This is a genomic window from Cryobacterium sp. TMT1-19, from assembly GCF_004403055.1.
GTDB lineage: Bacteria > Actinomycetota > Actinomycetes > Actinomycetales > Microbacteriaceae > Cryobacterium > Cryobacterium sandaracinum.
This window is the reverse complement of the sequence record NZ_SOHB01000055.1, coordinates 1-12,824: the sequence shown is the minus strand read 5'-3', so window position 1 is coordinate 12,824 and position 12,824 is coordinate 1. Positions and strand designations below refer to the sequence as shown.

Here is a 12,824-nt window from a genome sequence, read left to right as displayed (position 1 = left end):
GGCGCTTCGACCAAGCGCCGCCGACCGAGCGGGCGCCGGCAGCCGGGCGGGCGCCGGCAGCCGGCCCGGCGCACGGCGGCATCCGGACCACGAGACGGCGGCACCATCCAGGCCCCCCGGACGACCCCGTTCCTACCCCTGTAGATAATATACGATTTGTGATACCGTTTCGAGATCGCACGATTCCAGCACCACACAGGGAAATACAAAGGGGTATTCCATGGCATTGACGACCGACCGAACGAGCGCCGCGAAAGCGACCGCCGCGAAACGACACGAGGAACGCCGGGTCCTCGCCGGCACCATGGTGGGCACCACCATCGAGTGGTACGACTTCTTCATCTACGCGCAGGCCGCCGGCCTCGTGCTGGCCGGGCTGTACTTCGCCCCGCTCGCCAACGACAACGCCGGTCTGGCGCAGCTCGTGGCCTGGGCCTCCCTCGGCATCAGCTTCCTCTTCCGCCCGCTGGGCGCGGTCGTGGCCGGCCACCTCGGTGACCGCCTCGGCCGCAAGGCCATGCTCGTGCTGACCCTCGTCATCATGGGCGCGGCCACGGCACTGATCGGCCTCCTGCCGACCTTCGAGCAGATCGGCGTCTGGGCGCCGATCCTGCTGATCGTGCTACGCATCCTGCAGGGCTTCTCGGCCGGCGGGGAATGGGGCGGTGCCGCCCTGATGTCGGTTGAGCACGCCCCGGTCAACAAGCGCGGATTCTTCGGCGCGTACCCGCAGATCGGCGTGCCGACCGGACTCATCCTCGCCACCGGCGTCATGCTCCTGGTGACCAGCACGATGAGCGAGGAGGCCTTCCTCGCCTGGGGCTGGCGCATCCCGTTCCTCGTCTCGGTGCTGCTTATCGTGGTCGGCTTCATCATTCGCCGCTCGGTCGACGAGAGCCCCGTCTTCAAGGAGATGCAGGATCGCAAGAAAGAATCGGCCGCCCCCCTCCGCCAGCTCTTCCGCGGCCACTGGCGCCAAGTCATCCTGACCGCCCTGATCTTCATCGCCAACAACGCCGCCGGCTACCTGTTGATCGCGTTCTTCTCCTCCTACGCCACCAAGCCGGTCGAGGCCGGCGGCCTGGGCATGGAACGCTCCCCCGTGCTGCTGGCCAGCACCATCGCCGCCGCGTTCTGGCTCGCGTCGACGATGATCGGCGGCATCCTGTCCGACAAGATCGGGCGCATCCGCACGTTCCAGTTCGGCTACGCCTGGCTGTTCCTCTGGGCCATCCCGATGTTCCTGCTGATCGACACCGGCGAGATCCTCTGGTTCACGGTAGCGCTCGTCGTGCTGGCCAGCGGGCTCGGCTTCTCGTACGGTCCACAGGCGGCGCTCTACGCGGAGATGTTCCCGGCTCAGGTACGCTACTCGGGCGTGTCCATCGGCTACGCCATGGGTGCCATCCTCGGTGGGGCGTTCGCTCCCCTGATCGCGCAGCTGCTGCTGGACGAGACCGCCTGGTCACCGTCGATCGGCATCTACATCATGGTGCTGGCCACGATCTCCTTCGTCGCGGTCTCCGTGGTGAAGGAAACCCGTGGAGTCCCGCTCGGCATTTCCCAGCACGACTAGAAAGCCGCAAAACATGCCGAACTCGACCTCCGTGGGCGCCGCCGACGTCAGCGCAAGCAACAGCGCGGGTATCAGCGTCACCGCCACCACCGATCTCGCCACACCGGGCAAGATCATTGCGGTGCACCTCAACTACCCGAGCCGGGCCGCCCAGCGCGGCCGCACGCCGGAGCAGCCGTCGTACTTCCTCAAACCGGCGTCGTCGCGGAGTTCCAGCGGCACGCCGGTGGAACGGCCCGACGGATGCGAGCTGCTGGTGTTCGAGGGCGAGATCGCGCTGGTGATCGGGAACCGCACCCGCGGCGTCTCGCCCGAGGAGGGCTGGGCGGCGGTCTCGCACGTGACCTGCGCCAACGACTTCGGCGTGTACGACCTGCGCTACGCCGACAAGGGCTCGAACCTGCGCTCGAAGGGCGCCGACGGCTTCACCCCCGTCGGGCCGACACTGCTGCCGGCGGCCGGCCTCGACCCGGCAGCGCTGCGCATCCGCACCTGGGTCAACGGCACGCTCGTACAGGAGGACACGACGGCCGACCTGCTTTTCGGGTTCGGCCGGCTCGTCGCCGACCTCTCGCAGCTGCTCACGCTCGAGCCCGGCGACCTGATCCTCACCGGCACGCCGGCCGGTTCGTCGGTCGTCGTGCCCGGCGACATCGTCGAGGTCGAAGTGGATGCCCCAGGAGCCCCGGGCGCACCCCGCACCGGCCGCCTCGTCAGCCCGATTCGGCAGGGCACGGTGCCGTTCGGCGCGTTCGGGGCCGGCCCGCGGGTCGACGATCTGCAGCGCACCGAGGCGTGGGGTTCGGCGGAGGCGGCCGGGCTCGCACCGGCATCCGTCACCGCACCCACAGCGGAGCAGACGCCCCCGCCGTTCGCCCTCACCCCCGAGCTGAAGGCCCGGATCAACAGTGTGGGCACCGCCACCCTCAGCGCCCAGTTGCGCAAGCGCGGGCTCAACTCAGTGTCGATCGACGGCCTCAGCTCGACCCGGCCGGGCGCCCGTCTCGTCGGCCGGGCCCGCACACTCCGGTACATTCCGGCGCGGGAGGACCTGTTCGAGTCGCACGGCGGCGGCTACAACGCCCAGAAGCGCGCCTTCGACTCGCTCGGACAGGGCGACGTGCTCGTGATCGAGGCCCGCGGCGAGCGCGGCACGGGCACGGTCGGCGACATCCTCGCCCTGCGCGCCCAGATGCGCGGCGCGGCCGGCATCGTGACGGATGGCGGTGTGCGCGATCTCGCGGCCGTCACCGCCCTGGAGATCCCGACCTACCACGCCGGACCGCACCCTGCCGTGCTCGGACGCCGGCACGTGCCGTGGGACATGGACCTGACCGTGGCCTGCGGCGGGGCATCCGTGCAGCCCGGCGACGTGATCGTCGGGGACGCCGACGGACTGATCGTGATCCCGCCGCACTTGGTTGAGGAGGTGGTCGCCGCAGCCATCGTGCAGGAGCGCGAGGAGACCTTCATCGCCGCCATGGTCACGGCCGGGCACGGCGTCGACGGGCTCTACCCGATGAACGCCGAGTGGAAGGCCCGGTATCGGGTCTGGCTGGAGGAACAGGTATGACGGCCTCGGTCTCGGCTGGCTCGACTGGCTCGACTGGCTCGGCAGGCTCGGCAGGCTCGACAGGCTCGGCAGGCTCGGCAGGCTCGGCAGGCTCGGCAGGCTCGACTGGCGTCGCGACCGGCTCGACCACCGGCGTCTCGACCACCGGCGCGGAGGCGTCGCTGAGCAAGGCGCAGCTCGCCCACCGGTGGATCCGGGCCCGCATCTCCGACGGCAGCTTCAGCCCGGGCTACCGCCTGGTGCTCGGGCAGATCGCCCGGGAGATCGGTGTCAGCACCGTGCCAGTGCGGGAGGCCATCCGTCTGCTGGAGGCAGAGGGTCTGGTCACGTTCGAGCGCAACGTCGGCGCCCAGGTGGCCATGCTCGACGTCACCGAGTACACCCACACGATGCAGACGCTGGCCCTCGTCGAGGGCTACGCCACCGCCCTGTCGGCGCCGCGGCTCGACCCGGAGACGCTGCTGCGCGCCCGGGAGATCAACGCGGAGATGGACGAGTGCCTGCACCACTTCGACCCGGTGCGTTTCACCAGCCTGAACCGCGAGTTCCACTCGGCCCTGTTCGAGGCCTGCAGCAATGCGCACATCCTCGACCTGGTGCAGCGGGGCTGGAGCCGGCTCGGCACCCTGCGCGAATCCACGTTCAGCTTCGTGCCCGGTCGGGCGCACGAGTCCGTCGCCGAGCACACCGCGCTGCTCGACCTGATCGAGGACGGCGCCGATCCCCTGCAGATCGAACTGGCCGCGCGCGACCACCGACTCGGCACCCTGAACGCCTTCCTCGCCCAGCAGCACACCGCCCCCACCGCCTCCACCCCCTAACAGCCAATCCCGCAACTGTTCCCGTAACGGACGACTGTTGCCCGCACACCGGGAACATTCGTCCGATTCGGCAACAGTCGCGGACGCATCCGTTGCCCTCGAAAGGAAGAACAATGAAGTTCCGCACCGACCCGAGTCAGATCACAGGCTCTATCGCGCCCCTGATGAGCCCGTTCACGGCCGACGGCGCCGTCGACCACGCCGGCCTCACCAACCTCGTGAACTGGCAGCTCGCCTCTGGCACGCACGGGATCTCGCTCGGCGGCTCCACCGGCGAGCCGAGCTCGCAGACCATCGCCGAGCGTGCCAGCGCGATCCGCACCGTGGCCGCCGCGGTCGGCGACCGGGTGCCGTTCATGCCCGGCACCGGCTCGGCCAAGCTCGACGAGACCCTCGAGCTCACCGCCGCGGCCCGGGACGCCGGCGTCGACGCCGCCCTGATCATCACCCCCTACTACGCCCGCCCCACCCAGGAAGCCCTCTACGTCTGGTACAAGACCGTGGCCGAGGAGTTTCCAGACCTGCCGATCGTCGCCTACAACGTGCCCAGCCGCACCGCCGTGGACATCGCCCCAGAGACCATCGCCCGCCTCTACCGCGATTTCGACAACTTCGTCGGCGTCAAGGAGACCACCAAGGACTTCGAGCACTTCTCCCGGGTGCTGCAGCTCTGCGGCCCCGAACTGCTGGTCTGGAGCGGCATCGAACTGCTCTGCCTGCCTCTGCTGGCCCTCGGCGGCGTGGGATACATCAGCGCCACGAGCAACATCGCCCCGGTCGCGCACGTCGAGATGTACAACGCGTGGATGGCCGGCGACATCGAGACGGCCCGGCGCATCCACTACGGCCTGCACCCACTCGTCGACCTGCTTTTCGTCGAGACGAACCCCGCCCCGGGCAAATGGGTGCTCGAGCTGCGCGGCCTGATCGAGAGCGGCTTCGTGCGCCCGCCGCTGATCACGCCGACGGATGCGGGCATCGCCAAAATGCAGGCGCTCCTGGCCGCCGGCGAGCAGTACCTCTCCCCCGTCGACGGCTTCACTGTCGCCGACTTCACCCCGAAAGCAGCCTGAGCCATGACCGAGACCGCCGTGACCGACACCACCACCACCGACACCACCACCACGAGAACCCGCGCGCAGCATGTGCCCGAGAACCTGCCGACCCGCATCCAGCACTTCATCGGCGGCCGGTTCGTCGACAGCGTTTCCGGCGCGACCTTCAACGTGCTCGACCCGGTGTCGAACCAGACCTACGCCACCGCCGCGGCCGGCCAGAAGGAAGACGTGGACCTCGCCGTCGCCGCCGCGACCGCCGCCTTCGTGGCCGGGCCGTGGCCGAGGATGAAGCCGCGCGAACGCTCCCGCATCCTGAACAAGATCGCCGACGCCGTCGAGGCCCAGGATGCCCGCCTCGCCGAACTCGAGACGTTCGACACCGGCCTGCCGATCACCCAGGCCCTCGGCCAGGCCAAGCGGGCGGCCGAGAACTTCCGCTTCTTCGCCGACCTGATCGTGGCGCAGACCGACGACACCTACCAGGTGCCCGGCAGCCAGATCAACTACGTCTTCCGCAAACCGGTCGGCGTGGCCGGGCTGATCACCCCGTGGAACACCCCGTTCATGCTGGAGAGCTGGAAGCTCGCCCCCGCACTGGCCGCCGGCTGCACGGTCGTGCTCAAGCCGGCCGAGTTCACGCCGCTGTCGGCGAGCCTGTGGGCGGAGATCTTCCGCTCCGCCGGGCTGCCCGACGGGGTCTTCAACCTGGTCAACGGGCTGGGTGAGGAGGCCGGGGACGCGCTGGTCAAGCATCCGGATGTCCCCCTCATCTCGTTCACGGGCGAGACGACCACGGGTCAGACCATCTACCGCAACTGCGCCGCGAACCTCAAGGGCATGTCGATGGAGCTCGGCGGCAAGTCCCCCGCCGTGGTCTTCGCCGACGCCGACCTCGAGGCCGCGCTCGACTCGACCCTGTTCGGGGTGTTCTCGCTCAACGGCGAGCGCTGCACCGCCAGCAGCCGCATCCTGGTGGAACGCCCGATCTACGACGACTTCTGCGCCCGCTATGCGGCCCGGGCACAGAACATCGTGGTCGGCGACCCGCACGACCCTGCCACCGAGGTCGGCGCGCTCGTGCACCCCGAGCACTACGCCAAGGTGATGAGCTACGTCGAGATCGGCAAGAGCGAGGGCCGCCTGCTCGCCGGCGGCGGCCGCCCCCAGAACCTGCCGGAGGGCAACTATGTGTCCCCGACCGTGTTCGCGGATGTCGCCCCGACGGCCCGCATCTTCCAGGAAGAGATCTTCGGACCGGTCGTGGCGATCACGCCGTTCGACACCGACGAAGAGGCCCTCGAGCTGGCCAACGGCGTCAAGTATGGCCTGGCCGCATACATCTGGACCAGCAACCTCACCCGGGCGCACACCTTCGCGCAGTCGATCGAGGCGGGCATGGTCTGGCTCAACTCACACAACGTGCGGGACCTGCGCACCCCGTTCGGAGGGGTCAAGGCCTCGGGCCTCGGCCACGAGGGCGGCTACCGCTCGATCGACTTCTACACCGAGCAGCAGGCCGTGCACGTTTCCCTCGGGCCTGTGCACACCGCCCGCTTCGGCGCCCACTGATCCCGGGTCCCGGGTCCCGACACGCTCGACCACCGACACGCTCGACCACCGCGACATCTCAATGAGGAGGATTCCATGACCACCACCCCCATCCCCACGCCGACCGCGACCCCGCCGGACATCCTGCGCTGCGCCTACATGGACATCGTCGTCACCGACCTGGCCCGTTCGCGTGCGTTCTACGTCGACGTGCTCGGCCTCGTCGTGACCGAGGAGAGCGACACCGAGATCTACCTGCGCAGCTTCGAGGAGTTCATCCACCACAACCTGGTGCTGCGCCAGGGCCCGGTCGCCGCAGTCGCCGCGATGGCCTTCCGGGTGCGCGCCCCCGAAGACGTGGGTCTGGCCGAGGCCTGGTATCAGGAGCTCGGCTGCCGCACCGAACGCCGCATCAACGGGTTCGTGAAGGGTGTCGGTGACTCCGTGCGCGTCGAAGACCCGCTCGGCTTCCCCTACGAGTTCTTCTACTCGGTCGACCACGTCGAACGCCTGGCCTGGCGCTACGACCTGCAGGGTCCCGGCGCCCTCGTGCGCCTGGACCACTTCAACCAGGTCACCCCCGACGTGGGACTCGGCCGCGGCTACCTCGAGGACCTCGGCTTCCGCGTCACCGAGGACATCCAGGACGAAGACGGCGTCACCTACGCGGCCTGGATGCGCCGCAAGGACACCGTGCACGACACCGCCCTGACCGGCGGCGACGGCCCGCGGATGCACCACATCGCCTTCTCCACGCACGAGAAGCACAACATCATCTACATCTGCGACAAGCTCGGCGCCCTGCGGATGTCGGACGTCATCGAGCGCGGCCCCGGCCGCCACGGCGTCTCGAACGCGTTCTACCTCTACCTGCGCGACCCCGACGGCCACCGGGTCGAGATCTACACCCAGGACTACTACACCGGCGACCCCGACAACCCCGTCGTCACCTGGGACGTGCACGACAACCAGCGCCGCGACTGGTGGGGCAACGCGGTCGTGCCGAGCTGGTACACGGATGCCTCACTGGTGCTCGACCTGGACGGCAACCCCCAGCCGGTCATCGCCCGCACCGAGTCCAGCGAGATGGCCGTCACGGTCGGCGCCGACGGGTTCTCGTTCACCCGCAAGAACGACGTGCAGCACGGCTTCAAGCTCGGCAATACGCTCTGACACTCACGTGCGGGTGGTGTCAGGCCGTGCGCAGTTCCCCGCGCAGGATCGAGTCGCCGGAGTGCTGCGGGTCGCCGTCGTCGGGTTCCGCGGAGACGTCGACCAGCGGGTACTGCGACAGGTCGACGCCGTCGGGGATGGCGAAGCGCCCGGACTCACCGTCGAGCAGTCCGATGCTGATCAGCCCGGACGCATCCGCCTTGATCAGCCACACCTCGCGCAGATCGGTGTCGGCGCTCACCCCGGTGACGTCGAGCACGACCTCCCGGTGGCCGTCGGCCGTCTTCGCGACGTAGACGCTGCCGGCGGCGTCCCAGCCGGGGTACGGGTCCAGCTGGGCCTCGGCGAGTAGCACCGGCGCGGGTTCCTGCTGCTGTGCGGACTGCCACCAGATGCCGCCGCCGAGGCCGCCGAGCAGCCCGGCGATGCCGGCGGCCACGGCCATCGGCATCCAGTTGCGGGGGCGTGGGCGGGGGCGCAGGGCGGAGCCGATGTCGGTGACCGTGGCGGACGGGGTCTCGACAGGCTCGACCACCGGTGCAGGGGTCTCGACAGGCTCGACCACTGCAGTGGGCTGGTCCGCTGCAGGGGGCTGGTCCGCTGCCTCGTAGCCGCTGCGCCCAGGGGTGGCGGCCACGGCGTCGGACAGGCCGAGGGCGGCGTGGATGCCGGCCCAGACTCGATCGCCGGGCTCCACGAGTTGCACGCTGCGCGCGGACCGGCCGACGTGGGCGGTGTGCTGCAGGGCGATGAGTTCCAGGGAGCACTCGGGGCATTCCGACAGGTGCTGGCGTTCGGGTTCGGTGAGGTCGAACTCTGTCATTGCAATGAGAGCGAGGTTTTCCCGGTCAATGTGTGTCATCGTTCGCCTCCAATCTGGTGCGCAGTCTCGAAAGACTTCGGCGGATGTGACTCTTAACGGTGCCGAGCGGCAGTCCGAGGTTATCGGCGATTTGGGTGTGCGTGAGATCGTCGTAGAAGGCCAGCTGCATCACCTGCTGCGGAACGGGTCCGAGCCGGCGAAGTTCGTCGCTCATCAGCACACGATCCGCGATGTCGGCGGATTCGTCGGTCTGGCTGAGCGCGGTGTCAACGAGGACAGCCTCCTCGACCCGCCGCCGTCGTGAGCGGGCCTCGTGGGCATCCGCAACGGTGTGCCGAGTGATCCCGACGAGCCAGGCCGGCAGAGGCGACCGCGACGCATCAAATCCGTTCCGCCCGCGCCAGGCGGCGATGAAGACCTTCTGGGTGACGTCTTCGGCTTCGCCGGGATCGCCGAGCGAACGAACGGCGATCGTGTAGACGAGGGATGACCAGCGGGCGTAGGCCTCGGCGAGCGCACGTTCGTCTCCCGCCCGAAACGCGAGAACGAGCTGGGCGTGGTCGTCTTCGTCGGTGAGTGCCGTCACGTCGTATCGGTTTCCCCCGGTTGGTGAGCGCATCGGGAGGTCGTACATGTCAGACTCCGCCGGAGAGCAAGCCTCGACCACCGTGATGACCAGCATAGCCACCCCTCTGCGTCATGGTGCCTGGGTCATGCGATTGGACTCGCCGAGACGATTACGTTGGACAGATAGGTGCGGGCGTCGTAGTCGAATTCGCCGCCGCAGGTGACAAGGGTGAGCCGGTTGGGACCGGACCGGTCGAAGATCGAGTCCCAGGGCACATCCTGTTTGGCCACGGTTTGAACGGATTCCACGGAATAGCGACGCTCCTGACCGTCGTCGGTGGTCACCACGATCTCGGTGCCCGCACGCGCCGAGGCGAGCTGGGCGAACGGTCCGATGTCGTAAATCAGGGAGTCGACGTGGGCGGCGATCACGGTCGCGCCGGTGGTGCTGGCCGGTGACGGTCCAAAGCGATACCAGGCGGCGAGCGAGGGGTCTTTTGGCAGCTCCATCGCCCCGTCGTCGGCCAGACCGACGGACTCGATTGCCATGTCGATTCCGAGGGAGTCGACTCGGATGGTCTGGGGCGGCCGGGCCTGCGGGGTCTGGTTCTGATCCAGCGAGGAACTGACGGTCGGCACGTCGACCTCGGCGACGGGCAGCGGGGCCGACGGCGTCGGAGTCGGCGCTGCGCTCGTCGGGGGAACGTAGGCCGTGGGCGATGATGTGCTCGGGGCGCTGCTGCAGCCCGTGAGCAGGGCGAGAGCCACAGCGAGCACTGTGAAAGTGCCCACTGTGGCTCTCATTGTGGATCTCCCTTTCTGACTGGCGTGACTAGCGGCGAGCCGCGGACAGGCGACGCATACCGACGACGGCGGCGGCGACCAGACCCATCAGCGCGGCGGCGAAGCCACCGACCATGAGACCCGTGGAGTCGTCCGCCTGGTTGGTGGCGACGAGACCGGCCTCACCGGCGGGGATGCTGTCCGGGTTGGAGTGAAGCCCGTCGATGGTCTGAACGGCCAGGGCCAGGTTCTTGTCGGTCAGGCTGCCCCACGCGTAGACGATCGTGTTCGTGCCCTCTGCGACGTTGACGTCTGCCGGGCCGATCACCGGGTCAGTCGTTCCGGTTGCGGCGACGGCGGCCGAGATGGTGCCGGCCGGCAACGTGAGCACGGATTCCTTCGGGTTCACCAGGGCGGTGATCGCAACGGCTCCGTTGGCGAGAACATCGACCGCGGGGGCTGCTGCCACGTGGCGAACCGTCAGGCGGCCCTCCCCGGCGGCGAGCTGCGAGATGTCGTTGGTGAACAGCGACGCCGTGGGCTTGCCGGCCTCGTCGAGGTGCGCGGCGGCGGTGTAGTTCTTGCCGGCTTCGAGCGGGAGGTCGACCGGGCCGATGGCAGGTGCGCTGGCATCCGCTGCGTCCGACGCGGTGATGGCAACCTTGTAGGTGCCCGGTGCGAGGTCGAGCGGACCAGCGAGGTCGCCCGGCTTGAAGTCGTCCAGGGTCAGCTTGTCGTTCACGTAGACGTCGACGGTGAGGCCGGGAACTCCGTGGAACACGGACAGCTTCGCGACGTCTTCGGCTGCCTGTGCCGGAGCGAGACCGCCGAGGGCGACGAGAGCACCGAGAGCGCTGGCCGTCATTCCGATCTTGAGGGACTTGTGCATCGTTTCCTCCTGCGTAATGGATCTGTGAGTGGGTCACTCTGAAGAGATTCTTGAAACCTCTCTAACCCCTACTTCTCTCGCACGTCCCCAAACGGATGCACATGCATGGAAATCTCTGTAAAACTTTTTTGCGGGCTGCAGGTCGCGAGCGATTTCATCGGCTCGCCGCGGCGCGATGCAGGGAGATGTCCCGGCGGAAGACCAGCATCACCACCACCAGCGACACGGCCGAGAACGCGGCCCCGCCCGCGAACATCGCCGGGTAGCCGAGCCACGGCTCGAGCAGGGACAGCGCCAACGGCACGAAGAACCCCAGGTAGGTGATGCCGTAGTAGATCGCGGTCAGCCGGGCGAGGTGGTCGGGCGGCGCGATCCGCTGCACCTCCTGCAGCCCCGACACCATCAGCAGGCCGTACGCGGCGCCGAGCAGGGCCGCCGCCGGCAAAATCAGCCAGAGCACGGGTGGGCTCACGGCGACGGATGCGAGCAGCAGCGACCCGACGGTCAGCATCAGCGCGAACATGATGCCTCGGGCATTGTGCCCGGCGGTGATGCGGTGGCTGAAGAGCTGCAGCGACGCTCCCGCGACGAGAGCCACCACGCAGAGCAGGGCCGCGAACGCCACCGGCGCGGACGGGATCTCGGTCGCGGCGAGCGCCGGCAGGATGGCGTAGGCGGTCGTGGCCGTTCCGAAGACCCACGGCGCCACCGGCACGATCAGGAGCAGGAACCGCGGGTACGGGGAGATGGCCGGGTGGACGGCCGGCAGGGCCCCGGCCGCGATGCCCCGTCCCTGGGACTCCGGGGTGCAAAACAGCAGAAGGCCGAAGAGCACGGCGATGACGGTGTGCGCCGCGTACGGCAGCACGCCGGGGAACGGCGCCCACTGGGCCAGCGCTCCGGAGCTCGCCGCACCGAGTGCGAAACCGAGGGACAGCGCGATGGTCGCCCGTCGTGCCCCCGAGGAACGGTCGGCCCCGAAGTCGAACGGTCTCGCGGAGAGTTCCTTCACCCAGCTGGTGCCCACGGCCATGGCCAGGCCGAGGGCGACGCCGGAGAGGATGCGGCCGGCCAGCAGCATGGGCACATTTCCCGCGGACAGGGCCAGCAGCACGCTCCCCGCGATCGCGACCCAGGGCGCGGGCAGCATCAGCGGTCGGCGGCCGAACCGGTCCGACAGCGGGCCGGCGATCAGTAGCGCCGGGATGATGCCGAGTACGTAGGCCCCGAGCAGCAGGTTCGCCAGCTGGTTGGAGAACCCGTCCGCCTGTCGGTACATCACCAGCAGTGGGGTGAATTCGTTGCCGCCCCAGGCGACGGCGAAGATCGCGGCGGCCGGCGCCAGCCAGTACTTCCTGCCCCGGGCGCTGGTGAACGAGCCGGATCCGGTGGTCGAGCCTGTCGAAACCGAACCCATCGCATCCTGGATGTCGGTTGTCATGACGGTCCCCCGGTCGGCATTCGGCGGCCTCGGCAGCGAGGCCCGCACACCCCCAGCCTAGGGGAGGCGCCGGGGCTCACTCCCCCCAGCCGGCGGCAAACCAATTCGACGGAGATTTTGCAATATGTGCGGGTCACCCCAGAGTGTTGGACGCGGTTATGGGCACAATCTCCGTCGAATTCGTCAGGGCCAGGGCCAGCCGAGCTCGCGCGTGTGGCCAACTCAGGACATCCGTCGCCCGGTGGCCCGGCCGCCCCGGATCAGTGCGGAACCAGCGCGGATGTCCGGGCCGGCCCGGACGGATCTCCTGAGTTAGCCCCAACACCGGCCGGTTGCCCAGCAGCGCCAGCCGGATGCGCAGCATCTCTTGTGCGGTTCGGGCAGCCCCCACGCGCTCCGCCCCACAGCCCGAACGAATTCGACGGAGATTTTGCGATATGTGCGGGTTTCTGAAGGTGTTTAGGGCGATGCGGGCAAAATCTCGGCTCCCCTGCTCTATCCGTGGGTGTTTCGGAGCGCCTTAACGGCCGCACGCCGCTTCCTGTCTAGGTTTCTGACTGTCAAAGGAAAGA

The 12,824-nt window shown here is 68.7% G+C and carries 11 protein-coding genes; 6 read left to right on the top strand and 5 right to left on the bottom strand.

Translation table 11 applies throughout. The features are described 5' to 3' along the window. The first annotated feature begins 220 nt into the window (after nucleotides 1–220). From E3T40_RS13960 to hpaD, 6 genes are all read left to right on the top strand, one after another. Entirely contained in the window at nucleotides 221–1,576 is a 1,356-nt protein-coding gene (locus E3T40_RS13960) for an MFS transporter (RefSeq protein ID WP_104170805.1), read from the top strand. A 13-nt stretch (nucleotides 1,577–1,589) separates the two neighbouring features. Next, nucleotides 1,590–3,149: a fumarylacetoacetate hydrolase family protein gene (locus E3T40_RS13955; protein WP_134544296.1), complete on the top strand. Its 1,560-nt coding sequence runs from the start codon at nucleotides 1,590–1,592 to the stop codon at nucleotides 3,147–3,149. Then, the gene (locus tag E3T40_RS13950) at nucleotides 3,146–3,970 is read left to right on the top strand and encodes a GntR family transcriptional regulator (protein WP_134544294.1); all 825 of its coding nucleotides are present in this window, start codon (nucleotides 3,146–3,148) and stop codon (nucleotides 3,968–3,970) included. Before E3T40_RS13955 ends, E3T40_RS13950 begins: the two co-directional genes overlap by 4 nt. Nucleotides 3,971–4,083: 113 nt before the next feature. Beyond that, complete coding sequence (dapA, locus tag E3T40_RS13945) at nucleotides 4,084–5,043, top strand: 4-hydroxy-tetrahydrodipicolinate synthase (protein ID WP_134544291.1); 960 nt, start codon at nucleotides 4,084–4,086, stop codon at nucleotides 5,041–5,043. A 3-nt stretch (nucleotides 5,044–5,046) separates the two neighbouring features. Next, entirely contained in the window at nucleotides 5,047–6,597 is a 1,551-nt protein-coding gene (gene hpaE, locus E3T40_RS13940) for a 5-carboxymethyl-2-hydroxymuconate semialdehyde dehydrogenase (protein WP_134544288.1), read from the top strand. A 75-nt stretch (nucleotides 6,598–6,672) separates the two neighbouring features. Beyond that, nucleotides 6,673–7,749: a 3,4-dihydroxyphenylacetate 2,3-dioxygenase gene (hpaD, locus tag E3T40_RS13935; protein ID WP_134544285.1), complete on the top strand. Its 1,077-nt coding sequence runs from the start codon at nucleotides 6,673–6,675 to the stop codon at nucleotides 7,747–7,749. A gap of 19 nt (nucleotides 7,750–7,768) precedes the next feature. Here the strand turns inward: hpaD and E3T40_RS13930 are convergent, their stop codons facing one another. The 5 genes from E3T40_RS13930 to E3T40_RS13910 all read right to left on the bottom strand — a co-directional run bounded on the left by E3T40_RS13930 (nucleotide 7,769) and on the right by E3T40_RS13910 (nucleotide 12,252). Next, entirely contained in the window at nucleotides 7,769–8,611 is an 843-nt protein-coding gene (locus E3T40_RS13930) for an anti-sigma factor domain-containing protein (protein ID WP_134544282.1), read from the bottom strand. Further along, a complete protein-coding gene (locus tag E3T40_RS13925) occupies nucleotides 8,598–9,254 on the bottom strand; it encodes an RNA polymerase sigma factor (protein ID WP_233193998.1) in 657 nt (218 codons plus the stop codon). The genes E3T40_RS13930 and E3T40_RS13925 overlap by 14 nt, the downstream gene beginning before the upstream one ends. Before the next feature lie 29 nt (nucleotides 9,255–9,283). Then, the gene (locus E3T40_RS13920; RefSeq protein ID WP_206750360.1) at nucleotides 9,284–9,931 is read right to left on the bottom strand and encodes a class F sortase; all 648 of its coding nucleotides are present in this window, start codon (nucleotides 9,929–9,931) and stop codon (nucleotides 9,284–9,286) included. A 40-nt stretch (nucleotides 9,932–9,971) separates the two neighbouring features. Then, nucleotides 9,972–10,811 (bottom strand): DUF4397 domain-containing protein, encoded by an 840-nt coding sequence (locus tag E3T40_RS13915; RefSeq protein WP_104170797.1) that lies wholly within the window; start codon nucleotides 10,809–10,811, stop codon nucleotides 9,972–9,974. Between the two features lie 154 nt (nucleotides 10,812–10,965). Further along, nucleotides 10,966–12,252: an MFS transporter gene (locus E3T40_RS13910; protein WP_198412007.1), complete on the bottom strand. Its 1,287-nt coding sequence runs from the start codon at nucleotides 12,250–12,252 to the stop codon at nucleotides 10,966–10,968. Between the last annotated feature and the right edge of the window lie 572 nt (nucleotides 12,253–12,824).